This window comes from Lactobacillus sp. PV037, from assembly GCF_014522345.1.
In the GTDB taxonomy this organism is placed as follows: domain Bacteria; phylum Bacillota; class Bacilli; order Lactobacillales; family Lactobacillaceae; genus Lactobacillus.
This window is the reverse complement of record NZ_CP041987.1, coordinates 294,186-317,778: the sequence shown is the minus strand read 5'-3', so window position 1 is coordinate 317,778 and position 23,593 is coordinate 294,186. Positions and strand designations below refer to the sequence as shown.

24 protein-coding genes and 1 tRNA gene are annotated in these 23,593 nt (G+C 33.5%); 6 read left to right on the top strand and 19 right to left on the bottom strand.

Going from position 1 to position 23,593, the window contains the following annotated elements; translation table 11 throughout:
• Nucleotides 1–29 precede the first annotated feature (29 nt).
• Entirely contained in the window at nucleotides 30–311 is a 282-nt protein-coding gene (locus tag FP435_RS01985) for a DUF1827 family protein (protein ID WP_265484098.1), read from the top strand.
• A 1,336-nt stretch (nucleotides 312–1,647) separates the two neighbouring features.
• Here FP435_RS01985 and FP435_RS01980 read toward each other — a convergent pair.
• The gene (locus tag FP435_RS01980; RefSeq protein ID WP_265484097.1) at nucleotides 1,648–3,216 is read right to left on the bottom strand and encodes a peptide chain release factor 3; all 1,569 of its coding nucleotides are present in this window, start codon (nucleotides 3,214–3,216) and stop codon (nucleotides 1,648–1,650) included.
• Nucleotides 3,217–4,092 carry a hemolysin family protein gene (locus FP435_RS01975; RefSeq protein WP_265484096.1) on the bottom strand — a complete coding sequence of 292 codons (876 nt, stop codon included), beginning with the start codon at nucleotides 4,090–4,092 and terminating at the stop codon, nucleotides 3,217–3,219.
• 92 nt (nucleotides 4,093–4,184) lie between these two features.
• Here FP435_RS01975 and FP435_RS01970 point away from each other — a divergent pair, with 92 nt between their 5' ends.
• Nucleotides 4,185–4,646, top strand: a complete 462-nt coding sequence (locus tag FP435_RS01970; RefSeq protein WP_265484095.1) for a hypothetical protein — start codon at nucleotides 4,185–4,187, stop codon at nucleotides 4,644–4,646.
• A gap of 9 nt (nucleotides 4,647–4,655) precedes the next feature.
• Here FP435_RS01970 and FP435_RS01965 read toward each other — a convergent pair whose 3' ends face one another.
• From FP435_RS01965 to recX, 3 genes are read right to left on the bottom strand one after another with little or no spacing between them, the layout of a single operon-like run.
• Complete coding sequence (locus FP435_RS01965; protein ID WP_265484094.1) at nucleotides 4,656–5,135, bottom strand: hypothetical protein; 480 nt, start codon at nucleotides 5,133–5,135, stop codon at nucleotides 4,656–4,658.
• Nucleotides 5,135–5,695 carry a DUF402 domain-containing protein gene (locus FP435_RS01960; protein WP_265484622.1) on the bottom strand — a complete coding sequence of 187 codons (561 nt, stop codon included), beginning with the start codon at nucleotides 5,693–5,695 and terminating at the stop codon, nucleotides 5,135–5,137. The genes FP435_RS01965 and FP435_RS01960 overlap by 1 nt, the downstream gene beginning before the upstream one ends.
• 39 nt (nucleotides 5,696–5,734) lie before the next feature.
• Nucleotides 5,735–6,553 carry a recombination regulator RecX gene (gene recX, locus FP435_RS01955; RefSeq protein WP_265484093.1) on the bottom strand — a complete coding sequence of 273 codons (819 nt, stop codon included), beginning with the start codon at nucleotides 6,551–6,553 and terminating at the stop codon, nucleotides 5,735–5,737.
• 93 nt (nucleotides 6,554–6,646) lie between these two features.
• Between recX and rlmD the strand changes: the two genes are divergently transcribed.
• On the top strand, nucleotides 6,647–8,020 hold the full coding sequence (gene rlmD / locus FP435_RS01950; RefSeq protein ID WP_265484092.1) for a 23S rRNA (uracil(1939)-C(5))-methyltransferase RlmD: 1,374 nt from the start codon (nucleotides 6,647–6,649) through the stop codon (nucleotides 8,018–8,020).
• Nucleotides 8,021–8,055: 35 nt separating this feature from the next.
• Here the strand turns inward: rlmD and FP435_RS01945 are convergent, their stop codons facing one another.
• The 4 genes from FP435_RS01945 to FP435_RS01930 form a co-directional block, all read right to left on the bottom strand.
• Nucleotides 8,056–9,219 (bottom strand): hydroxymethylglutaryl-CoA synthase, encoded by a 1,164-nt coding sequence (locus FP435_RS01945; RefSeq protein ID WP_265484090.1) that lies wholly within the window; start codon nucleotides 9,217–9,219, stop codon nucleotides 8,056–8,058.
• Nucleotides 9,216–10,436: a hydroxymethylglutaryl-CoA reductase, degradative gene (locus FP435_RS01940; RefSeq protein WP_265484089.1), complete on the bottom strand. Its 1,221-nt coding sequence runs from the start codon at nucleotides 10,434–10,436 to the stop codon at nucleotides 9,216–9,218. Before FP435_RS01940 ends, FP435_RS01945 begins: the two co-directional genes overlap by 4 nt.
• Entirely contained in the window at nucleotides 10,436–11,596 is a 1,161-nt protein-coding gene (locus tag FP435_RS01935; RefSeq protein WP_265484087.1) for a thiolase family protein, read from the bottom strand. Before FP435_RS01935 ends, FP435_RS01940 begins: the two co-directional genes overlap by 1 nt.
• 119 nt (nucleotides 11,597–11,715) lie before the next feature.
• Nucleotides 11,716–12,663, bottom strand: coding sequence for an alpha/beta hydrolase (locus FP435_RS01930; protein ID WP_265484086.1), 948 nt, complete (start codon nucleotides 12,661–12,663; stop codon nucleotides 11,716–11,718).
• Between the two features lie 84 nt (nucleotides 12,664–12,747).
• On the opposite strand from FP435_RS01930, the gene FP435_RS01925 reads away from it, so the two are divergent.
• Nucleotides 12,748–13,038 carry a hypothetical protein gene (locus FP435_RS01925; RefSeq protein WP_265484085.1) on the top strand — a complete coding sequence of 97 codons (291 nt, stop codon included), beginning with the start codon at nucleotides 12,748–12,750 and terminating at the stop codon, nucleotides 13,036–13,038.
• Between the two features lie 29 nt (nucleotides 13,039–13,067).
• Here the strand turns inward: FP435_RS01925 and galU are convergent, their stop codons facing one another.
• From galU to map, 3 genes are read right to left on the bottom strand one after another with little or no spacing between them, the layout of a single operon-like run.
• Entirely contained in the window at nucleotides 13,068–13,973 is a 906-nt protein-coding gene (galU, locus tag FP435_RS01920; RefSeq protein ID WP_265484084.1) for a UTP--glucose-1-phosphate uridylyltransferase GalU, read from the bottom strand.
• 56 nt (nucleotides 13,974–14,029) lie between these two features.
• Nucleotides 14,030–14,968 (bottom strand): YihY/virulence factor BrkB family protein, encoded by a 939-nt coding sequence (locus FP435_RS01915; protein ID WP_265484083.1) that lies wholly within the window; start codon nucleotides 14,966–14,968, stop codon nucleotides 14,030–14,032.
• 5 nt (nucleotides 14,969–14,973) lie between these two features.
• The gene (map, locus tag FP435_RS01910; RefSeq protein WP_265484082.1) at nucleotides 14,974–15,795 is read right to left on the bottom strand and encodes a type I methionyl aminopeptidase; all 822 of its coding nucleotides are present in this window, start codon (nucleotides 15,793–15,795) and stop codon (nucleotides 14,974–14,976) included.
• Between the two features lie 145 nt (nucleotides 15,796–15,940).
• On the opposite strand from map, the gene FP435_RS01905 reads away from it, so the two are divergent.
• Together FP435_RS01905 and FP435_RS01900 are read left to right on the top strand one after the other, a co-directional pair.
• Nucleotides 15,941–16,387, top strand: a complete 447-nt coding sequence (locus FP435_RS01905) for a flavodoxin (protein ID WP_265484081.1) — start codon at nucleotides 15,941–15,943, stop codon at nucleotides 16,385–16,387.
• Entirely contained in the window at nucleotides 16,380–16,892 is a 513-nt protein-coding gene (locus tag FP435_RS01900) for a GtrA family protein (RefSeq protein ID WP_265484080.1), read from the top strand. Before FP435_RS01905 ends, FP435_RS01900 begins: the two co-directional genes overlap by 8 nt.
• Nucleotides 16,893–16,895: 3 nt before the next feature.
• Here the strand turns inward: FP435_RS01900 and wecB are convergent, their stop codons facing one another.
• From wecB to FP435_RS01865, 7 genes are all read right to left on the bottom strand, one after another.
• Entirely contained in the window at nucleotides 16,896–18,017 is a 1,122-nt protein-coding gene (gene wecB, locus FP435_RS01895) for a non-hydrolyzing UDP-N-acetylglucosamine 2-epimerase (protein WP_265484079.1), read from the bottom strand.
• 53 nt (nucleotides 18,018–18,070) lie between these two features.
• Nucleotides 18,071–18,143 (bottom strand) — tRNA-Arg (locus FP435_RS01890).
• 80 nt (nucleotides 18,144–18,223) lie between these two features.
• Complete coding sequence (locus FP435_RS01885) at nucleotides 18,224–19,549, bottom strand: PTS sugar transporter subunit IIC (RefSeq protein WP_265484078.1); 1,326 nt, start codon at nucleotides 19,547–19,549, stop codon at nucleotides 18,224–18,226.
• The gene (locus FP435_RS01880; RefSeq protein ID WP_265484077.1) at nucleotides 19,549–20,784 is read right to left on the bottom strand and encodes a DEAD/DEAH box helicase; all 1,236 of its coding nucleotides are present in this window, start codon (nucleotides 20,782–20,784) and stop codon (nucleotides 19,549–19,551) included. Before FP435_RS01880 ends, FP435_RS01885 begins: the two co-directional genes overlap by 1 nt.
• 17 nt (nucleotides 20,785–20,801) lie before the next feature.
• A complete protein-coding gene (locus FP435_RS01875) occupies nucleotides 20,802–21,518 on the bottom strand; it encodes a GH25 family lysozyme (protein ID WP_265484076.1) in 717 nt (238 codons plus the stop codon).
• 56 nt (nucleotides 21,519–21,574) lie between these two features.
• Nucleotides 21,575–22,144: a hypoxanthine phosphoribosyltransferase gene (hpt, locus tag FP435_RS01870; protein WP_265484075.1), complete on the bottom strand. Its 570-nt coding sequence runs from the start codon at nucleotides 22,142–22,144 to the stop codon at nucleotides 21,575–21,577.
• A gap of 99 nt (nucleotides 22,145–22,243) precedes the next feature.
• Nucleotides 22,244–23,569 carry a hemolysin family protein gene (locus FP435_RS01865; protein WP_265484074.1) on the bottom strand — a complete coding sequence of 442 codons (1,326 nt, stop codon included), beginning with the start codon at nucleotides 23,567–23,569 and terminating at the stop codon, nucleotides 22,244–22,246.
• Nucleotides 23,570–23,593 lie beyond the last annotated feature (24 nt).

Here is a 23,593-nt window from a genome sequence, read left to right as displayed (position 1 = left end):
TTACTAAAACTAGATGAGGATGTGAAATTATGCATTTAATTGACGTTACTAATACACATCGTGACTTAGTTGAAAAACAACTATCTTCTACAGTTAGTCAATTTGTTAAAGTATATTCTTTAGGAAACACTACAGTTGTATATACTGAAACACCTAACAAAATTGAAATTGTAATGGAAAATCATGATCGCGGTATTCGCCAAGATGAAGTTGAATTTGTGATTAAACGTTTAATTCATGGTGATAAAATCTATGATATTCATGTTGATCGCAGCCGAAAGGTCATTTCAATCATTTGTGACAAAGACTAATCAATAATAAAAGAGTCTGGGAAGAACTAATTCCCTAGACTAAAAATTAATTAAGAGTAAGAATTCTACTTTTAGAAATCTTACTCTTTTTTTGTACCTCTTTTTGTCAAAACAGTCATCTCTAAGACTTTTGTATTCCAATAATTCCTTAGATTCCTCATAAACATCAGTCCAGCATTAATTTATTTATTCTCATACCTTTTTACTCTCTTGACACTTAACCTTGAAATTTGTAGATTTTTCTTTTATAATGGATAAAGAAAAGGAGCTAACGAATCCTACTCGTTAACTCCAATCGTAACTTGAATGACTAGAGTGTTAGCTAATCCTTGTGATTAGCTTTTTTTATTATTGCATAAGCTTTTGCACACTTAATAACAAAGTTTCCTAAGCTATTAAGCACAATGCTTATCACAATAGCATCAGCTATGGACAAGGTAGCCTACTTCTCCAGTCTATTCCATTTGACATGGCTCTCACCTCCGTAACTGAAATAATGTTGAGGGGTGTGCAGCCAGTCGAAGTTACTAAGTTATCAATTCGCGTCTACTGATAACCTAATTAATATTTTAGCAATATTCTTACTTAAAAACTAACCCTCACAGAAAAAACTTCTTTATTGGATAAAGAAACGGTCTCTATTTTAAAGTATTATCTAGGGAAAATGACGCTGTTCCCACCTGCCATCTTGAAATTTGTGGATTTTTTTTTATAATAGATAAAGAAAAGGAGCTAACGAATGCGACTCGTTAACTCCAATCGTAACTTGAATGACTAGATTGTTAGCTAATCCTTGTGATTAGCTTTTTTTATTATTGCATAAGCATTTGCACACTTAATAACAAAGTTTCCTAAGCTATTAAGGACGATGCTTATCACAATAGCATCAGCTATGGACAAGGTAGCCTACTTCTCCAGTCTATTCCATTTGACATGGCTCTCACCTCCGTAACTGAAATAATGTTGAGGGGTGTGCAGCCAATCGAAGTTACTAAGTTATCAATTAGCTACATTGATAACCTAATTAATATTTTAGCAATATTCTTACTTAAAAACTAACCCTTACAAAAACTTCTTTATTAAATAAAGAAATACACCCCTCTTTTTAAGTGATAGAAAATTTCACAATTATTTTGGAGAGGGGGTATAAAAATTAGTGAGAGTAAAATAAAGCCGAGGGCTTTGGGTAACCCTCGGTAAATAGAAATGGGCAAGACGATGACCATTACATTCTTCTTACCCCAAACTTTACTTTATATAGCTACAATTATAAAGCATAAGAGAACTAACTGTTTTAAGTGTCTGAGAAAAATTGATTTTTCCCAGCACTTTTTTCTTATAATCTTGAAGTTAATTCAACATCTGGATATTTATCTTGGAACCATCTCTCAGCAAATGCATTCTCAAATAAAAATAGAGGTTCTCCTTCACGGTCTTTAACAAGTAAGTTTCTTGAAGAAGACATTTTGGGATCAAGTTGTTCTGGATTAATCCAACGTGCAACTCTATTTCCTAATGAATGCAATTCTACTTCTGAATTATATTCATTTTTCATTCGATAAGAAAATACTTCAAATTGCAATTGCCCAACAGCACCCAAAATATAATCATCTGTTGACCACCCACGATAAAGTTGAATTGCTCCTTCTTGAACTAATTGTGTAATTCCCTTATGGAAAGATTTCTGTTTCATAACATTTTTTGCAGTTACGCGCATAAAAATTTCTGGTGTAAATTGTGGCAATTCAGGGTATTCAATTTTCTTTTTGCCAGCGTAAATACTGTCACCAATTTGGAAATTTCCAGTATCATATAAACCTACAATATCGCCAGCTACTGCATTTGAAACTTGAACTCGTTCACTAGACATAAACTCTGTAGCATTGTTCAAGCGAACTGGTTTACCTGTTCTTGCTAAAGTGACATCCATCCCCTTATTAAATTCACCACTACCAATTCTTACAAAAGCAATTCGATCACGGTGATTAGGATTCATATTGGCCTGAATCTTAAAAATAAATCCAGAAAATTCATTGTCATCTGCTTTCAACTTTTCATCCCCATTAACAGTGTGTTCTTGAGGTGCAGGTGCAATATTTACAAAACTATCAAGAAAAGTTTCCACTCCAAAATTAGTTAAAGCTGAGCCAAAAAATACTGGGGTTTGTTCTCCCTTTAAAATCTTTTCTTTATCAAATTGATTACCTGCTTCAGTTAAAAGATCAATTTCATCCAAAGTGCTTTCAAATAAGCTATCTTTAGCTAGTTCTTCATTTTCAGATAACTTTCCTTCGTCATTTAAAGGCAAAAAGCGATCAGCTTCATCTTTACGATATAGTTCTACCCGATGATTAGCAATATCATACAATCCTTTTAATTGTTTTCCCATACCGATAGGCCAATTCATTGCGACCCCTTCGATACCTAGTAAATCTTCTAATTCCGCAATTAAATCCAAGGGATCTCGTCCATCTCGGTCCAACTTATTCATAAAAGTAAAAATTGGAATTCCACGTTGCTTAACAACTTTAAATAACTTTTTGGTTTGAGGTTCGATACCTTTAGCAGAATCAATTACCATTACTGCAGCATCAACTGCCATTAAAGTTCGATAAGTATCTTCAGAGAAATCTTGGTGCCCAGGAGTATCTAAAATATTGATTCTTTTTCCTTGATATTCAAACTGCATAACAGAACTAGTAACAGAAATTCCACGCTTTTTTTCAATATCCATCCAGTCACTAGTAGCAAAGTGTCCACTTTTTCTTGCTTTAACAGTCCCTGCACTTCTAATTACTCCACCAAACAAAAGCATTTGTTCAGTAATTGTAGTTTTACCAGCATCAGGGTGAGAAATAATTGCAAAAGTTCGCCGTTTATTTACTTCATCAGTTAATTTTGTCATTTATTCTTTTTCTTCCTTTTTTTCTAAATTTTCTTGATCATCAGGTAAGGTTAATAAAAGGGTTAAAATTCTTGACCCTTTCATTCTGCGGGTAGTCAAGGTCATCCCATTATCTAGCTTAACACTCAATTGTTCTCCCTTTGCAGGAATTAATCCCAACTTGGTAATTACATAGCCTGCAACTGTATCCACATCTTCCATCTCTAAATGCGTTCCAAATTCATCGTTAAAATCATTTAATGGCATTTTACCACGAATCACATATTGTCTGTCATTTATTTTTCTAAATAAAATTTCGGTCCGATCTACTTCATCATCAATATCACCAACAATTTCTTCAATAATATCTTCAATTGTTGCTAACCCCACAACTCCTCCGTACTCATCAGTTAAAATCGCTAACTGACGCTGAGTTTGTTGCATTTCTAAAAGTAATTCTCCCAAATCAATTGTTTCAGGTGCAAAAAGTGGTTTAAACATTACATCTTTATAATTTAAATTATCAAATCCTACTTCACGCGCTTTGCGTAAAACAGTTCGAATATGAATGACACCTACTATTTTATCTTTATCCCCATCATAAACTGGGATTCTTGAATAAGGATTTTTTAAGATCTCATCTAGATTTTCTTGAAAAGGCACCTTTAAATCTACCATAAAGGCATCAATTCGCGGCACCATAATTTCACGCGCAATTCTATTTTCAAAATTAATAATTCCATCTACCATTGCGAATTCTCTTTCACTCAAAAGTTTTTCATGGTAGAGTTTATTAATTTCTTTTTCTAATCTTTCTGCACCACTAATTGGCGCTTCATTATGAAATTTTGCCTTTAATTTTGTTAAAAAATTTCCAGACTTGGGGTCACTACTCATTGAGTATCTCACTTTCGTTAAATAATTACTTTTCTTTTAATTAGGTCATTAACCGTTTATGTTAAAATTAAGGTTAAGAAATGAGGTTAAATATGAAAAAAGAACGAATCTACTTAGTCTTTATTTTTCTTTTATTGATTCCTTACCTCTGTAGCTTGGGAATTATTGGAATTTGTTACAATGCGTTAGTAATGCACTCAGCCAGCCCATGGCGTACACTTGTGGGGGCCCTTGTAGGAGCTTTAATTATGTTTGCAGTTAAGGCAACTGTTCAGCGTCCATTACATCTTTTATCAAGTGATAGTCCTAATAAATTTTTTAGACAAGTTTTACTCTTCTTTAGTATTCGCAGACGTCGTCTTTTACTAATCAGTAATTTCTTACTTGACTTTATCTTATGCACCATCAGCACAATCTTAGTACGGCAATTTTTACCTTTAAAATTTATTATCGGAACTGCAACTGGTTGGGCTTTGTTAATAATGCTTATCTCAACTTGTATTGGAGCTTACCTAGAATACGATAATCTTTCAATCGATCCCCAACAGCGTTAACTTCTTAAACTAACTCTCTTTTAAGTATAAAGATTGAGTTAGTTTTTTTGTCTCTAAATTTAATTCTGACAAAATATATGGGGTAGGACTATCTCCAATATTTTCATAGTGTTTAATATCAGCTTCTGTAACCTTCTCTAAAAATTTGGGAATAGTTACATTCAAAGGTTGACTAAAGTAGCTTAAGTTTACTCCCTCAGTTAATTCCTGAGCAACTTCTGCCTTAGGTAAGTCATAATGATTAAAGCCAGCAGGAAGAGCTACTTTTTCATCAAAAGCTGCTCCATAAAAAAGCATAAAACTTTCAGGATTAAAGACAATTAAGCTAGTACGTTGATTTTGAACATTATTGGTACTTAAGAAATTTTGAAATTCTGGATCTGTCTCAGCTTGTTGAATTAGTTGAGCAAAACTACGATTTTCATCAAGTTGACTTGCCATAAAAATTTTCCCAACTACTACTTTAGAGTTTACATTCTTAATTTCCATTATTGTTTTCCTCTTCTATAATTATTTTTTATTGGACGCATCTGTTGATATCTTTCATACCATATTTTCGGAAATGCTGGTGCAAAAGGTCCCTTTTTCTTATCAATCCACTCTAATAATTCTAAACTAGAATCACGCAAAATCGAATCAATTTTTTCACCATAGTTCCATCTTTTTTTATTTAATGCGTATTCTTCAACATCAAGTAATCTTTTTTCGCCATCAGGAAAAACTTTCACATCTAAATCGTAGTCAATATACTTTAGTGCTTCACGATCAATTATAAATGGAGTAGCTAGATTGCAATAATAAGCTATTCCTTCTGGGCGAAACATTACTATTATATTAAACCAATATTTTTTGTGAAAATAAACTAAGGCTGGTTCTCGACTAACCCATTTTCTTCCATCCCCTTCAGTAATTAACGTCCTATCATTTGCTCCTATTAAAATATTTTGTTCCATTTTTACTACCATTGTACTTTGCCAAGTACGATGGAGATTGCCATTATGTTTATAACTCTGAATGGCAATATAATCTCCCTCTTTAGGAAGTGCCAATCTAATCACCTTCAATTTTCTCTCATTATTATTATAAAACTAATAGTCTGAATTGAGGTCTTGAAGGTCCATAATTTCTCCATTTAAAAAATCATCAATTTCACTTCCTGAAAAACCATGCTGGTATAATGCTCGTCGTACTTTCTGCTTTCTTGTATACTCATCATTATTTCGATAACGACGCCATGCTTTACTGGCTTGTTTTTTTAACGCTTCTATTCGTTCACTAGCATCTTCTTGTAAATCTAAGGCTTCAATTACTAAATCACTTAGTTCACTTGTAAAACCATGACTAATTAGTTTAGTTTTTGCCTTCCTTTGAATTTCTTTTAAAGTTAGCCTTCCGGTTTGGTTACGCAAGGAATTTGTTAACCGTATTCCTGCTTCTATCCAGTCCTCAGGTACAATTTTTTCAATAAGGGGTTCACTAATATTCTTTGCTATTCCCTTTTGTGTGAGCTTAAAAATAAGCGTTTTGGGTCCATCTTTGCCAACCCGCAAATCATTTTTTATAAAAAGATCTGCATATTTTTCATCATCTAAATAACCCAAATTAGTTAATTGAATAATTATATTTTCTACTGCCTCTTGCCCTACTTCTTTTTTATGCAAATATTGTTTTATTTCACCCACAGTTCTTGGCTGATAGCTCAAGTAATTAATTGCCACTTGTAAGGCCTTATCATTTAGTTCAAATTGTTTAATTACTTTAATTTGTTCATCAGTAAGCTCTACTCCAACGAGTAATCTATATTCACTTAGCGTTCTTTCACTTACTCCAAAGGCAAAAGAATTATTTAAAAAAATATTGTAATAACCTTTACGCTTTTGTCTACTTACTTTAGTAATAATTTGCATTTTTTCTCCCTTCTTTTGCTTGTGTTCTTGCTCTAATCCCCTTATTATAATTGTGACATACTTTTTAAGATGAATCGAAATGAGGTCTTAATTTTGACAAAATTTACAAAAAATAAAACCAAAGACGTTATTGTAACAATTAAACGCCTTGGAATTAATGGTGAAGGAATTGGCTATTATAAAAAGAAAATCATCTTTATTCCAGGTGCCTTGCCAGATGAAGTAGTTGTAGCAAAAATCACCAAATCTTATCCTCACTATCTTGAAGGAGAATTAGTCCGTATTAAAGAAAAATCTCCTGATCGTGTAACTTTCCCTAAAGGAGTAGATCCACGCACAGGAGGCTTAGAATTAGCGAATTTAGCTTATCCTAAGCAGCTTGAATTTAAACAACATTTAATACTTGATGCATTAAGAAAATACCATCCACGTAATTACCAAAAAATTAAAGTTAAAAAGACTCTCCCTGCTCCACAACAATGGCACTATCGTAATAAAGCACAATATCAAATTGAACTTAATCGAGGAAAGTCTAAGCTTGGATTATACGCCCCAAATTCACATAATTTGATTGATCTTCCCGAAATGCCTACTCAATCTAAGGCAACTCAAAAAACTGAACGTGAAATCAAAAAATTAATTTCTAAGTTTCAAGTTCCAATTGCTAATTTCCGTCGCAAAGCTGAGGGAATTAAGACCGTAGTTGTTAGAGAATCATTTTCTACTAAAGAAATTCAAGTCACTTTAATTACCGTTGGTAAAAAAATTAAAAACTTAATTCCATTAGCAAAAGAAATTATGAAACTTCCAAATGTAGTAAGTGTATTTCAAAATGAAACGCAATGGAATAATCCTCAAGTTTGGGGTAACAAAACCACTAAGCTATTTGGTAAAGATACAATTACTGAAGAAATTTTAAGTAAAAAATTTAAGCTCTCACCTCGGGCCTTTTTCCAGTTAAATCCAGAACAAACTACCAACTTATACAGTGAAGCTTTAAAATACCTTGACTTAACTCCTGATCAAACTTTAATTGATGCCTACAGTGGAGTTGGAACATTAGGAATTTTAGCCAGTGATCGGGCTCATCAAGTTATCGGAATTGAAAGCATCCCTGAAGCAGTAACTGATGCCCAAACTAATACTTCGCTTAATCACGTTAAAAATGCTGAATATATTCAAGGCAATGTTGAAAAACTTTTACCACAACTTCGCAAAGAAGGAATTAATATTGACGCTGTAATTGTTGATCCCCCTCGAACAGGTCTTAATAAAAAACTTATAAAAACTCTACTAGACGTTAAACCAGAAACCTTTGTTTACATTTCATGTAATCCATCAACTCTAGCTAAAGATTTAGTTTTTTTGAGTGAAGCATATGATGTGCGCGTAATTAAGCCAATTGACATGATGCCTCAAACCCCACGTTGGGAAGGCGTTGCCAAATTAGTTTTACGCAATAAATAGTCTATAACAAAAAGCCACCCTCCTGGGTGGCTTTTTTAGTTTACAGAATATTGTCGAATATCATTTTTAGTTCCAGCAAAATACCATTTACCTTTTACTTCATCGCTCTTTAATGTAATGCTATCTTCAGGATCAAGCAAACTATTATTAAAAATCTCTTCATATTCCGCAACTGATAATTTCTTACGTTGGTCGATTAAAGCTTGATCTGCTTCTTTATTAAGTTTACTTTGATAACCTTCAACTAAAGTACCAGAGAAAAATTCTGCCATGGCTCCTGAACCATAGGAGAATAATCCAATTCTAGCACCAGGGGTCAAGTTACCATTTTCAAGTAAACTTAAAAGACTTAAATAAAGTGATCCAGTATAAATATTTCCAACTTTTGCACTCCACTTTTTACTTGCTTCAAAGTTATCTTGAAGACGCTGGGTAGTTTCTTCCTCTTCACCTTCAACAGCTAAACGATTTGCCTTCAGCCCCATTTTTGTAAAAGGTAAGTGATAAATTAAGGCATCAAAATCTTTAGTAGCCAATTTTTGTTCTTTTTTATACTGATTAAAAGTTTTGGTAAAGAAATCTAAGTATACTTGTGTTGAATACTTTCCGTCTACTTTTGCAAGTTTAGAATTATTAGGACGCCAGAAATCGTTAATATCTTCACTATAAGCACTATGGCCCTCATTTAATTCCATAATTTGTGGGTCTTTCTTTACTAAGATACTAATACTTCCAGCTCCCTGGGTAACTTCTCCACCACTATTTACTCCATAACGCGCAATGTCACTTCCAATTACAATCGCAGTTTTATCTGGATGACTATAAACATAATCACGTGCCATCATTAAACCTGCTGTCAATCCAAAACAAGCTTCTTTAACTTCAAAAGTTCGCACTTGTGGTGATAAATTAAGGGCAGTTTTAACGAATAAAGAGGCAGATTTAGATTGATCTACACTACTTTCAGTTCCAAAAATTAACAACCCTACTTTATCTTTATCAATTTGATCAAGATATCTTAGTGTAGAATTAATCCCCATTGAGACAGCATCTTGAGTCTGATCAGCAATTGTCATTGTTTCTTGTCCAATTCCAATTAAAAACTTATTTGGATCTTGCTTTCTCGCATGAGCTAGATCAACCATATCTACATATTTGTTAGGAGTGTAAAATCCTATTTGATCAATACCTATTTTCATTTATCTTCCTCTTGCTTTCTAACCTTTTCCAATATCTCCTGCGCTTGAGCTTGAGAATAGTGTTTTAATTTTACGATTTCTTTTAAAACTTTACTCTTCTCTACGGGACTTGCATCTAAATTTGCAACTAAATTTCGAGCTTGCAACTTCATATGGCCTGCTTGAATACCCTTAGTAGAAATTGCATGTAAAGCCGCAAAATTATTGGCTAACCCTACAGTTACAATTAAGCTTGCTAAAAGTTCGCTACTTACTTGTTCTCCTAAAATTGAATAGGCCTGCTGTATATCTGGACGACTATTAATCGAGCCACCTACCACACCAAGAGCAAGAGGCAAAGTTAAACTCCCAATTAATTTATCATCTACTACTTCCCACTTACTCAGACTACGATATTTACCAGACTTACTAGCAAACACTCCACAAGCTGCTTCAACACCGCGATAATCATTTCCAGTAGCAATTAAGATGCTATCAACGCCATTCATAATTCCCTTATTATTTGTGACCGCCCGATAAGGATCCTGGTAACCAATTTTGCTTAATAAAGCAATTTTCTTAGCTACCTGCATCCCTCCAACACTGGCAACAGTTAACTCAACTTTCGCAGTCGCAAATTGACTAGGATAATTCGACAAGATAGCAAACATTTTTTCTCGAACATGAGGCAAATTAACTAATTTATTACTCAAAAATTCCAAAATTGAATTTGTTTTATTGGCCCCCATGGCTTGGGCTGGATCTACTAAAACTTTTAGATATACTAAGTCACCTTTAATTTCTCCAGTTATTTCTTTAACGCCTCCACCATGGTTAACTAAACTAGCAAATTCCTTGTTAGCCAAAGAGACATAATAAGGGAAATCTTTTGCTAATTCTTCTAAAGAAAAAGCTCGATCAACTTTTAAAACAATTTGCCCATAAATTCCTTCACGCTTACTTACTACATGGCTGCCCCCATTTTTAGCAAACACCTTAGCTCCATGATTGGCTGCTGCTACAACTGAAGGTTCTTCAACTGCCATTGGTACAAGATAAGACTTATTATTTACCACAACATCTTGCACAACTCCCAATGGTAAATCTATTTCGCCAATAACATTTTCACTTAATTGATTTAAGCGAGCTAATTTTTCCGGCTCTATTTTAACTAATTTAATTCCTTTTTCCTTTAAGAGTTCACGTCTTTGGTAAGGATCTAATTTATAAAAGTGCATTATTGATTCCACACTTCATAAGCAATTGCTTGTCCTCCACCAATACATAGAGAAACAATTGCGCGCTTGCCACCAATCTTTTTCAAATTATTCAAGGCAGTCAACACTAAACGAGTACCTGTTGCGCCTAAGGGATGGCCTAAACTAATGGCACCACCAGCAATATTCAATTTTTCTGCTGGGATCTTCAAATCACGTGCTACTGCATAAGCTTGTACTGCAAAAGCTTCATTAATTTCAATTAGGTCATAATCATCAATTGTGGTGTGATTTTTGGCGAGTAACTTTTTAATAGCATCATATGGTCCATAACCCATGTAATCAGGATCACATCCAATTTCACTAAAATCACCTATTTTACCAATTGGTTTTAGATTTAATTCTTTAACTTTTTCTGCACTTGCTACCAATAACATGCTAGCCCCATCATTTAATGGTGAAGAGTTTCCTGCAGTTACGTCACCATCTTCTTTAAAGACAGGTTTCAAATTACTTAGAGCAGCTACACTTGTATCAGGACGAATACTTTCATCTTGGGTTAAAGTTTCTCCATTAATTGTTACAGGAACGATTTCATCCTTAAACCAATTTTCATTAGTTGCCTTAGTTGCTTTTAGATGTGAATTGTAGGCAAATTCATCCATTTCTTTACGACTTACATGATAACGCTCAGCTACTTTTTCAGCGGTAAGTCCCATTGGCTTTTGGCTGTAAGCATCTCCAATTCCATCAATTTGAAGTGAATCACGAAACTTAGGATTCTCACTATGCTTATCTGCTTTGCTCAAAAGCAAGGGCGCATTGGTCATATTTTCTACTCCACCTACAGCGGCTAACTCTAAGTCTCCTAATGCCATCTGACCTTGCGCAAAGCGTAAAGCCTTTAAACTAGAACCACAAACATCATCAACTACAGTGGCTACTACATCATAAGGAAGTCCAGACTTCAGCGCAATTTGACGCGCAACATTTTGTCCTAGTCCTGCACTTAGTACATTTCCCACCAAGACTCCTTCAATTTGTTCTGGAGCAAGTTTAGTTTCTTTTAAAAGCTCTTTTAAAACTATGCTTCCTAGTTCAACGGGAGTTGTATCTTTAAAAAATCCCCGATACTTTCCAAACGGTGTCCGTTTTCCTGCAATAATATACATATCTCTCATTTTTTTACTTCCTTAAAATTGGTATCTATAAAAATAATAACTAATCTTGGAAAATAAGTCATACAAACTTCAATTAATTTAAAAAAACGTAAAAAATACCGAGATATTCTCGGTATTTTTTAACTCACATATTCTTTTAAAAATTCATTGACTTTCTTCTCATATAATTTTGGATGTGTTTTAAATGACTTAGCATGTACTGCTCCTGGAACAACCCATAATTTTTTAGGTCCCTTGGTAGCATGATAATTTTCATACACCATTTCTGTTGGTACAAAAGTATCTTTACTACCATGAATAAACATCATTGGTCGTTTATTTTTAGCCAGTTGCTTCACGCTACTAGCGTCATTTAAAAAGTACCCTGCTCGAATGCGAGTTATTCCACTTAAAACTTCAACTAACGGGAAACGTGGAAAGGCAGTCATATGATATAAACTCTGTGCTTCATGTTCAATTTCGGTTTTCGCATTTGTGTAACCACAATCTTCCACAAAAGCTTTGACTTGTTTAGGCAATTTTTCTCCACTTGTCATCATCGTGGTTGCACCACCCATACTTACCCCAAAAATTACAATTTTACTATTTTTGCCATTATGAGCTACTACTTTACGGGCCCATTTTGCAACGTCGGCTTTTTCACGCCAGCCATAGCCCACATAATTACCTTGACTTTGCCCATGTCCTCGCGCATCTGGCAACAAAGTATTATAGCCTAACTTGTGAAATAAGGCTGCATAAGGGCCCATGGTATCTTTGTTATTCATATACCCATGAAGAATAATCACAGTTTTATTCGATCCCTTTTTAGGGATGTAATTAGCATCCAATTTTAAATTGTCATCTGCTGATTTCATGTACCACTTTTGCTTTTTAGTATCTTGATACCATTTTGTCTGCTGATAGAGGGGATCAGATTTAGCTACTTTAGTACTATTATTAATAAAGTTCTTATGCCCTGGCACTAAAGCTACATGGTAAAAGTACATCCCTGCCCCCAGAAAAATTACAACTATAGCTGCTATAATAGAGGTTAGAGTAATCCATAACTTTTTATGTTTATGCATATTATTCCTTTTCTAATTTTAAAAAATATAGGTTTAGTACTTATCCTATCTTTTTACTCATTTAATTTCAAGGCTTTTTATCAAATGCAACTAAGTTCTTTTTTACAACTAACAAACGATCTTAACAAAAACTATTCATTATTTTATCGTCCTGATAAAAAAAGAAAGTTTTATCCCTTAAATAAGGTAACAATTACTTCTACAGGAGCATATTTTTCAACTGGTAATTCATCTAAAACACTAGCTTCATTCAAACAAATTGTAGCTACTCTTCATCATAAGAAGCTGCCACTTTTAATTAAATATCAAAATAAGATAATAAAAATTTACGGCATCCAAATTGATATGGAACATCAAAGAATTTATTTATTTTAAAAGCGAGACCGGCTAGATCTCGCTTTTAATTATTTATTTTTGGGGTGATTATTTGTTTGAGATAACTTTTTGGCTAAATTAATGATGTATTCCCTTAAATCATCCTTAGTTTCTGGATGAGTTAAACCATACTCAATTGAAGTTTCAAGATAGCCTTCCTTATTTCCAACATCATGGCGATCACCTTTAAACTCATGTGCAAATACTCTTTGAGTCTTATTCATAGTATCAATTGCATCAGTTAATTGGATTTCACCACCACGACCAGGTTTTTGCTTAGCTAAAATATCAAAAATTTCTGGGGTAAGAAGGTAACGTCCAATAATTGCTAAATCACTTGGTGCGTCTTCAACAGCTGGTTTTTCTACAAATGAATCTACATTAAACAAGCCATCTTCAATTTCACCTGCTGGAGCAATTACACCATATTTGGAAACTTCTTCGTGAGGAACCTTCATTACTGCAATTGTTGAAGCATGGGTTGCATTATAGCGCTCAATTAATTGCTGAGTTAATGGTGTCTTATCAGCCATTAAATCATCTCCAAGCATAACTACAAATGGTTCATCTCCCACAAAACTACGTGCTCGTGAAATTGCATCTCCTAGTCCTGCTGGATGCGGCTGCCGAGTATAGTAAAGATTTACTCCTAAGTCTGTAATTGATTGGGTTAATTTTAATAGTTTATCTTTATGTTTTTCTTCAAGATCTTGTTCAAGTTCTGGATTTGCATCAAAATGATCCTCAATCGATCTCTTATTTTTTCCAGTAACAATTAAAATATCTTCAATTCCTGACTTTTTAGCTTCTTCTACAATAAATTGAATTGTAGGTTTATCCACAATTGGTAACATTTCTTTAGGCATTGCTTTTGTAGCTGGAAGGAAACGGGTTCCTAATCCAGCTGCTGGAATAACTGCTTTTCTTACTTTCATAATTTTCTCTTTCTTGATTAAATTTTTTCTTTAACTATATCTTACCAAAAATAACCCTAACTTTCATTTTGCTTTGATTTTAGTAGATAATTGTTCTTTATTGCTCTCCAAAATGAAGTCCTACTATAAGAAACATCTCCATTTTTCAGCTTATTAATTGTCGCATTAATACAAACCCCAAATAAATAAAGAAGTGCCATAATATTCAGCCAAAGCATAAATACGATAAATGTTCCTACAATCCCATAATTTTGCCATTTTGTTCCAAAATATTGTAAATATAAACCAAAAAAATAAGCTAAAGCTCCCCAAGAGATCACTGTAACAATTGTTCCCGGCCAAACTACATGTTTAAATTGAGAAATATTTGGTAAAGCATAATTAAGATAAATATTTAAAATTACCATCATCACTAAGACCAAAGGCCACTTGTAACTATCTAATTTATAAATCCAAGTTACATCAATGTTCAGAATCGGGCCTAAAAATTCTACAATTTGTTTACCAAATGCTAGTCCTAAACTCAATAAGATCATGACAATAATCATTAACGTTGTTACAAATAAGGTTATTACCCTACTTAATAAATAATTCCACCATGGTTTACCCTTTTCTTGGCTATAAACTCCATAGATCTTATTCATTGACATCCTAATTGAATTAATCAGACTAGAGAAAGACCACAAAGCTACAATAATACCAAAAGAAATAAATCCACTAGAATGTTGATTTAGCAAACTTGAAATAATTGGTATTACGAATTCTGCTACTTGCTTAGGTAAAATTAAATTCAGATATTCTGTAAGTGGCTTAGCATTAATCTGAAAAAGTGGTAAGATATTTCCCACTATAATAATAATTGGAAATATACTGAATAGCATATAGTAAGCAATAATAATAGAATTTTGTGTAATTTCCCCTTGAGAAATTATTTTAGATAAGTCTTTGAAAAACTGCTTAAAGTAAGTAGAAAATACTTTATTAGCTTTTTTCATAAATCTTATTCTTCATCAAAATGGGGTACATATTTTTCTAAACCATCATATGGTTTTTGAAGAGTAAGAATCTTAGGACCATCTTTTGTAATAGCAAAAGTATGTTCAAATTGAGCAGACTTAGAACCATCTGGTGTTGCATAGAAAATCCAATCGTCATTAGGATCATCTACACTAGTTTGCTTGATACGCCAGTCTCCACCTGCTTCTACCATTGGTTCAACAGTAATTGTCATTCCTTCACGTAAACGTAAGCCGTGGCCAGCTTTACCATAATGAGGTACTTCTGGATCTTCATGGATTGTTGGTTGAATACCATGACCTACTAATTCACGTACATCTCCAAAACCATTGTCATCTTCAACATACTTTTGAATAACGCTCCCAATATCCCCAATACGGTTACCTACTACTGCTTGATCAATTCCCATGTACATTGCTTTTTCAGTAACATCAAGCAATTTTTGATCTTCTTTGGAAATTTTACCTACAGCATAAGTTGTACATGAATCTGTTTCGTAGCCATCTAGGTTGCAAGTTACATCAACACTAACAAGATCGCCTTCTTTTAAAATACGATCTTTTCGTGGGATTTGGTGGGCAATTTCTTCATTAACACTGATACAAGTTCCGTACTTGTAGCCTTCAAAACCTTGTTCAGATAAACGACCACCATGTTTCTTCATAAAATCTTGGCAAAACTCTTCAATATCCCAAGCAGTAATTCCGGGTTTAATAAAGTCTCGTAAGGCTTCAAACATTGAAGCAAGCAAACGACCAGATTTTTGCATTCCGATCAATTCTCTTTTTGATTTAATTGTAATCATTAATACCTCTCCTTTAAATATAATTAGGCAAATATTCTGTTATATATTATAAAGCTTTTTTAAAATAATTTCTCTAACTCTTTACACATTCTTTGTCTCCTCTAGTATAATAAAAAGAAAAAAGATAAAAGAGGCAATCTAAATTATGAAAGCACAAATAGTTTTTGCTAGTATGACTGGCAATAACGAAGATATGGCAGAAATTTTAGAAGATAACTTACTACAAGCAGGTTTGGACGTAACTACTACTGACATCAGCTTTGCAGATGCAACTTCTTTTTTAGATAGTGATCTTTGCATCGTGGTAACCTATACCTACGGCGAAGGTGTAATGACTGATGAATTAAAAGACTTTTATGACCAACTACTTACCCTAAATTTAACAGGGAAAAAGTTTGCGGTTATGGGATCAGGAGATCGAACTTACAAAGATCATTTTTGTGAAAATGTAAATGACTTTGAAAAAGCTTTTAAAAAAGTTGGTGCAATCGAAGTAGCTGATCCAGTAAAAATTGAAAATGCTGTTGAAGATGAAGATATTGACTTAATTGATCAAGCAGCAAAGCAAATGGTTGAGGGCTTACATGAGTAAAAAGCATAAAGATTCTTCTGATATTACTAGAGCACAAATTAGACAACTCGGAGCTCGACTAGTAGCAAGACATCGTAATTTTTATGCTTACACTTTTTTTGGCTTTTTAGCTGCCTTAATTAATATTGTTAGTTTTATTCTTTTTCATAGTTGGTGGAAAATTCCTTTAATCTACGCCAACACTTTATCATTTATTGTTTCTAACTTAGTTTCTTTTGTTTTTAACAAGCATGGAGTATTTGTGGAGAACGTAGATACTCGCCATGGAACAATTTATCAATTGGGCTTGTTTTTTCTTTATCGGATTTTAAGTTTAATTCCTGACAACTTAATTATGTTAGTCGGACTTTCTTGGCTTCACTGGAATACATTATTTGTTAAAACAATTGACCAAATTTTAGTGGGGATCTTCAACTATCTAACTACTAAATCTATTTTCCTTAATACTAGTAGTCGCTTTACCAAATATTTTAAAAATAAAAGAGCAAAAAATAAGATCAAGTAATAATTACTTGGTCTTATTTTTTTCATATTCAATCATTGCATCTAATATTTTTTCACTTGCATGACCATCTCCATAAGGATTTTTAGCAGTTGCCATCTGATTATAAAACTCTTTATCTTCTAAAAGTTTTATCATTGCTTGGCGCACTTTTGCTTGATCTGTACCTACTAATTTTAACGTTCCCGCCTTAACTCCTTCTGGTCTTTCAGTTGTATCACGCAATACCAAAACTGGCTTTCCTAAGCTAGGTGCTTCTTCTTGCACTCCTCCTGAATCTGTCATAATAAAGTAACTTCTTTTAGCAAGATTATGAAAATCTACTACATCAACAGGATCAATTAAGTGAATGCGCTTGTCATTACCCAATACTTCTGTTGCTACTTTACGTACTGCTGGTGATAGGTGAACTGGATAAATAATTTCAACATCATTGTAACTATCTACAACTTCTTTCATCACCTGAAATACTCTTCTCATCGGCTCACCTTGATTTTCACGTCGGTGCATTGTCACTAAAATAATTCTTTTACCATCTTCAATTTGATCTAAAACCTCATGATGATACTCTTGTTGAACAGTTTGCTGTAAAGCATCAATTGCTGTATTTCCAGTTACATAAATATTTTTAGCAGGATGGTTTTCTTTTATTAAATTTTCTTTGCTTAACTCTGTCGGTGCAAAATATAAATCGGCTAAGTCATCAGTCATTTGACGATTCATTTCTTCAGGAAATGGAGAATATTTATTCCAAGTTCGCAAACCTGCTTCCACATGTCCCAAAGTAGTTTGTTGATAAAAGGTAGCTAGACTTGCCGCAAAACTTGTTGTGGTATCACCATGCACCAACACAATATCTGGCTTTTCTTTTTTGATAACTTTAGACAAATCAAGCATCACTTTAGAAGTAATTTCTTCTAAAGTTTGATTCTTGTGCATAATATTAAAATCATAATCAGGCACAATTTTAAAAATTTCTAGTACTTGATCTAACATTTCGCGATGTTGAGCAGTTACTACTGTTACCGGCTTAAAGCGTGAATCAGCTTGCAGCTTTAGAACAACAGGTGCCATTTTAATTGCTTCTGGTCGAGTACCAAAAACAGTCATTACCTTTAATTGCTTCATATTCTTCTCTCACCTTTTAATAAGAAAAGGAAGGCAAGCCCTTCCTTTAGTAATGACCCCGGTGAGATTCGAACTCACCTTTACGGTTTAGGAGACCATTGTTCTATCCAGATGAACTACGGGGTCATAATTAGCATAATCTAATTATACCTTTATTTTTTAATAGACTAAAGTCTTGAAGTATAAGAAAATTACTAATTATTTAATTAATATTGATACATTTGGAAGTTTCTTTGTTCATCTTGGGCAATTTTATCAGCCGCAAAGACAAATGGCATCCAAATTATTAAAGCAATTACCATATTGACTAATACCAAAATAATGGCTCGCCAGTCATAGTTTGTTCCTAAAAATGCATTAAGCAATGGTGGCATTACTCCTGGAACAAAGATTTGTACTGGATTCACCCATCCTAATTTAGTAACCCAATAAGCTAAACTTACATTTACCATTGGTGCTGCCACAAAAGGAATGAGATATACCGGATTAAAGACTACTGGCAATCCAAAAAGCATTGGTTCATTGATATTAAACACTGCGGGGGCAAAAGCCATTTTAGCAACTGTCCTAAAATCGGACCTTTTTGAAAATAATAATATTGCCACTACCAACATTAGCGTGCCACCCGCACCACCAAACCAGGCAAAAACATTGAATGAGTCTTTTACCCAAGTGTAAGGAATTACATTTCCATTTCTTACAGCAGTCACATTAATATTTTCTGGCGTAAGCCATAAGGAATCAATTACGGGTGTTAAGACACTAACACCATTAATCCCAAAGAACCAAAATAACTGCACCAAGGCTGTTAATAAAAGTACTACGCCAAATCCTTGCCCCAAATTAACTAGAGGTGATTGGATTGATTTTAATAGCCAATCACCAAAATAGGTCCCTGTTATTTCCTGGAAAGCACAATTAATTGCTGCTACCACAAAAATTGCTAGCAAAATTGGGAGCAAGGTTGTAAAGGCTACCCATTCAGCATGGGGTAAAGTAGGATTTACTCTCAAGGTAGCTCTTGCTCGTGAAGCCAAGATGAAAACTCCCATACCAATTAAGCCAAAAATAATTGCTGTAAACAATCCTGTTGTTGAAAATTGCTTAATATCTACTACGTTTTTGACATCAATTTGCTTGCCACGATAATCCAACTGAATAACATCACTTACGCTCATTACAAACGAAGCCAAGGTTACTACCGCTCCAGCCAAAGTATTTACTTCATAAGTCTTAGCTAAGTGATATCCCCAAGAAAGTGCAAAATAAATTGCAAAAATTGCAAAAGTACCATTCCACACAATATTATCCATAATCATTACAGGATGCATTAAACTATAAAAATGTTCCCAACTAAAACGATAATGGACAGCTTTTATTAAACTATTAAAAAGCATAGCAATTGAGCCAGCCATTGTAATAGGTAATAGAGAAATAAATGTATCTCGCAGTGCTACCAACCAGCGAATCTGACCTAATTTAGTTGCAATTGGTAAAATGTAATTTTCTAGCCAATTTACTAAGCGCGCCATTACTTACCTTCTTTTCTCTTATGAGGATGGTACCCTTTATTTTTCTTATTACGCCATCTCTTCTTTTTAGAAGTTCTCTTTACTTTGCTCGTTTTTTCTTCATTTTGTACTTTATTTATCTTTTTCTTTTGATCTTGAGGTTTGGTGGTAGTTAAATGATAACCTTCAAAATATACTCTTTGTAAGTCAAATTCATTATTTAAGAGCTTTTTCAAATCACGAAAATCATGGTCATCTCCCAATGTCACCACATGACCTTCATTATTCATTCTTCCTGTTCTACCACTACGGTGAATATAAGTGTTAAGTTCACTTGGAATTTCAAAATTAATTACATAAGTTAAGTCTGGAATATCTAAGCCACGAGCAGCTAAATCAGTCGCAAACAATAATTTACTATGACCCAATCTAAATTTGCGTAAAATTCTTTCTCTTTCTTGTTTGTTAGTTTGATTGCTTAAGACCGAAAATGGTGTTTTGCTATGAGCAAAAATTCTTGCAAATTTCATTTCCGTTTCTGTCGAATCAAAAAATAGAATTCCCTTAAACTTATCTAACTTAGCAAGTCTTTGTAAAAATTGTATTTTATATTGGTTAGAAACTTGCAAAAAACTATGGTCAACTGATGATTTTTGATCTGGACGCACGTCAATTAAGATAAATTGGCGTTCAAATAAATTTTCAGCATCCTTGGTAACTCTTGATTCAGAAGCTCCAAAAAGTAAAATTTGTGAATCTTGTTCTAAATTTTGACTTAAAGATACTAATAAATCCGCCTTTGTAAATTCTAAAATATCATCTGCTTCATCAATTACTAAAGATTTTATTTTTTCCAGATCTACTTTCCCTTCTGAAATAAAATCAAACAAACGTCCTGGTGTTGCAATCAAAATTTCTGGTTTTTCCTTACGTAAACGTTCTAATTGGCGCTTGCGATTTCCAGCTCCAACTAAAGTTAAAGACTTTAATTGCAAGGCACTAAGGTATTTTTGTAAAGCATTGCGTGTTTGAATAGCTAATTCAGTTGTTGGCTCTAAAATTATCGCTTGGCCACCAACTTTTTTAATGCGCTCTAAAACAGGCAAGCCATAAGCTAAAGTCTTCCCGGTTCCAGTTTTAGCTAATCCAACAACATCGTCTCCATTTATAATTGGTTCGTAAGTTTTTTCTTGAATTAAAGTCGGCTTTAACTTTTTTTCTTGTGCCAGGACATCTTTAATTTTTGAAGTATACATCTACTTTCCCTTTCATTTTATTGTGTCAAATCTGAATCATAAAGCTGCTGATAAGAAGCCATACTTCCTAAATAAGCAAACATTGTCACATCTCGATTTAAATAATCAGTATCTTTTACTCGTCCTTTTTGAGTATAGCACCAAAATGAATAATCTTTTCTTTTCTTCAAACTAGCTCCCGTATAAAGAAATTGTGTTTGGGGTGAAAAAAGATTTTTCCACTGATGGTTATCAGCCACTATTACACTACGTCCACTTTGTTGGAAATAGGTTGTTAAACTGGCCAACTTTTTCCAATACTTTTTACTATCATTTTTCTCTGCTGGAACAATCATAATTGGCAAATTTCCACTATATTTACCTACTTTTTTATTAAAATAATTGTACTGTTCTAGTGGTGTACTTTCATCACTAAAAGTTAAAATTGAACCATATGACAGCTTGGTTCCCTTTAACTGATCTCGATAAAGATAATAATCATCGTCGAAATAAGTCTTTCCTTGGGTAGATCTCAAATAAACAAAAGAAATTCCATTTTCTTGTACTTGATGCAAATCAACTTTATTAATATTTTGATTTAACTCAATTCCTAATACGCTCATATTAGCTCCTCTTGGAACTGTCGTATTTTTATTATTCAAAATATTAAAGAAACCTATTCCTAAAATCCCCAATACAATAATCAAGGTTAAAATAATCAGAGGCAATGTTATCCGATGGTGGTATCTATGCACTTCTCAATCCTTCTTTCTAATGAAAAACGATTCTCAAATGAGAACCGTTTGAGAAGTTATTTATTTAAGTTTGCCTTAATAACTTCAGGCTTTAAAACACCAATATAAGGAATATTACGGTACTTATTAAGATAATCTAATCCATACCCAACTACAAATTGATTTTGTACTTCTGCACCATAATAGTCAACTGTCACATCTTCCTCACGGCGTGCTGGTTTATTTAAAAGTGCACAACACTTAACCGATTTGGCCCCACGTTGTAACAAAAGATCTTCCATAAATTTTAAAGTATGGCCTGTATCTACGATATCTTCTACAATTAAGACATCACGACCTTTAACATCTGCTTTAACATCAGTGTCTAATGTCACTTTACCAGTTGATTCAAAGCCATCCCCATAACTAGACACATCAATAAAGTCGTTTTCCATTACAACGTCCATATTACGAACTAAGTCAGTTAAGAAAAAGACAGCACCTTTTAGAGCACCAACTACAAGTGGGTTCTTTCCAGCATAATCTTCTGTAAGTTGTTGTCCTAAACGTTTACACATTTCTTGAATATCTTCTTGACTATATAAAACGTGATCAATGATATTAGTAATGTTGTCACCTTTTGCCATGTCTAATCCCCTTACTCTCTAATTGTTTTATTATAAATACGATTATAACATTATGTTAATAAAAAAAGCACCATTACAGTGCTTAATTATTCATGATTCTTACTTAGAAATTTCAGAAACAATAAACCAACGCATGAAACCTTGTTCAACATCTACTAACTCAAATTTAAAGCCTTCAAATTCAACACTTTCTCCACGCTTTAAGTTGGGATAATGCCCCATCATATAGCCACCAATTGTAATAATATCGCTATCTTCAAAATTCTTTAGCTTCTTGTGGAAGAATCTTTCAAAGTCATAAAGTGTTGTCTTACCAGAAACATGAATATTACCATGATCATCTCGAACAATGTATTCATCTGCAACATCATCAATTTCATCTTTAATTGACCCAAAAAGTTCTTCATAAATATCTTTATCAGTGACTATCCCACTTGTACCACCATATTCATCAACAACTAATACAATTGGTGTGTGTTTTTTAATCATTAGTTGTAAAATATCTTGAATTAACATCGATTCTGGGACCGTAATAATTGCTCGAATAATTCTTGTAATAGGTACTTGAGGATTATTTTGATCTTGTAAAACAATATCATAAGAATAAACATATCCAACTACATCATCTTTATTATGATCTCTAACTACCGGAAATCTGCTAAAACCATATTCTAGATATTTTTGGAGCGCTGTTTGAACATTATCCTTATAGTTTAATACCTCCAGTTGAGTCCGATCCGTCATAATATCCTTAGCAATCTTATCATTTAATTCAAAGGCACGTTCCATATAAAGTAAATCATCTTTATCAAGTGAACCACCACTTACAGCATTACGTGATAAACGTAAGATTTCTGACTGTGAATACACTTCGTCTTCTTCACTAGCAGTTTTCATTCCCATCAGATGTAATAAACCATTTGCACTAATATTGAGTAACCACACAAATGGATATACTAATGTATGAAAAACTGTTAACGGAGTTACAACTGCCATCAAACATTTTACGGGTGTATCAATAGCGACATTTTTAGGCACAATTTCTGTAATAACCACTTCTAAATAAGTTAACAAAATAATTCCGACAATCGCTCCCAAAAAGCCACTTGTTTTCGGACCAAACCATGGAGTTAATTTAAACAAATCAGTTAATGCTTCTTCAATTGTAGCCTCACCTAACCACCCTAAAATAACTCCCACTAATGTAGTTCCCACTTGAGTTGTAGAGAGGTATTCATTTAAATTATGCGCCATATGGAGCGCTCTTTTTAGCTTTTTAGTATTTCCCTTTTTATTAGCAATCATATCCTCTAATTGACTGGGACGCACAGTAACTAATGCAAATTCAGCCACAACAAAGAAAATCGCAACAATAAAAATCAATAATATAATAATTAAATTTGTTGTTAAAGTAGCAGACGACAACTTCCTTCACCTTTACATTTAAAA

Coding starts and splice junctions, on each gene's coding strand:
- FP435_RS01985 (WP_265484098.1), top strand. CDS start 30: ATGCATTTAATTGACGTTACTAATACACATCGTGACTTAGTTGAAAAA.
- FP435_RS01980 (WP_265484097.1), bottom strand. CDS start 3,216: ATGACAAAATTAACTGATGAAGTAAATAAACGGCGAACTTTTGCAATT.
- FP435_RS01975 (WP_265484096.1), bottom strand. CDS start 4,092: ATGAGTAGTGACCCCAAGTCTGGAAATTTTTTAACAAAATTAAAGGCA.
- FP435_RS01970 (WP_265484095.1), top strand. CDS start 4,185: ATGAAAAAAGAACGAATCTACTTAGTCTTTATTTTTCTTTTATTGATT.
- FP435_RS01965 (WP_265484094.1), bottom strand. CDS start 5,135: ATGGAAATTAAGAATGTAAACTCTAAAGTAGTAGTTGGGAAAATTTTT.
- recX (WP_265484093.1), bottom strand. CDS start 6,553: ATGCAAATTATTACTAAAGTAAGTAGACAAAAGCGTAAAGGTTATTAC.
- FP435_RS01945 (WP_265484090.1), bottom strand. CDS start 9,219: ATGAAAATAGGTATTGATCAAATAGGATTTTACACTCCTAACAAATAT.
- FP435_RS01940 (WP_265484089.1), bottom strand. CDS start 10,436: ATGCACTTTTATAAATTAGATCCTTACCAAAGACGTGAACTCTTAAAG.
- FP435_RS01935 (WP_265484087.1), bottom strand. CDS start 11,596: ATGAGAGATATGTATATTATTGCAGGAAAACGGACACCGTTTGGAAAG.
- FP435_RS01930 (WP_265484086.1), bottom strand. CDS start 12,663: ATGCATAAACATAAAAAGTTATGGATTACTCTAACCTCTATTATAGCA.
- FP435_RS01925 (WP_265484085.1), top strand. CDS start 12,748: ATGCAACTAAGTTCTTTTTTACAACTAACAAACGATCTTAACAAAAAC.
- galU (WP_265484084.1), bottom strand. CDS start 13,973: ATGAAAGTAAGAAAAGCAGTTATTCCAGCAGCTGGATTAGGAACCCGT.
- FP435_RS01915 (WP_265484083.1), bottom strand. CDS start 14,968: ATGAAAAAAGCTAATAAAGTATTTTCTACTTACTTTAAGCAGTTTTTC.
- map (WP_265484082.1), bottom strand. CDS start 15,795: ATGATTACAATTAAATCAAAAAGAGAATTGATCGGAATGCAAAAATCT.
- FP435_RS01905 (WP_265484081.1), top strand. CDS start 15,941: ATGAAAGCACAAATAGTTTTTGCTAGTATGACTGGCAATAACGAAGAT.
- FP435_RS01900 (WP_265484080.1), top strand. CDS start 16,380: ATGAGTAAAAAGCATAAAGATTCTTCTGATATTACTAGAGCACAAATT.
- wecB (WP_265484079.1), bottom strand. CDS start 18,017: ATGAAGCAATTAAAGGTAATGACTGTTTTTGGTACTCGACCAGAAGCA.
- FP435_RS01885 (WP_265484078.1), bottom strand. CDS start 19,549: ATGGCGCGCTTAGTAAATTGGCTAGAAAATTACATTTTACCAATTGCA.
- FP435_RS01880 (WP_265484077.1), bottom strand. CDS start 20,784: ATGTATACTTCAAAAATTAAAGATGTCCTGGCACAAGAAAAAAAGTTA.
- hpt (WP_265484075.1), bottom strand. CDS start 22,144: ATGGCAAAAGGTGACAACATTACTAATATCATTGATCACGTTTTATAT.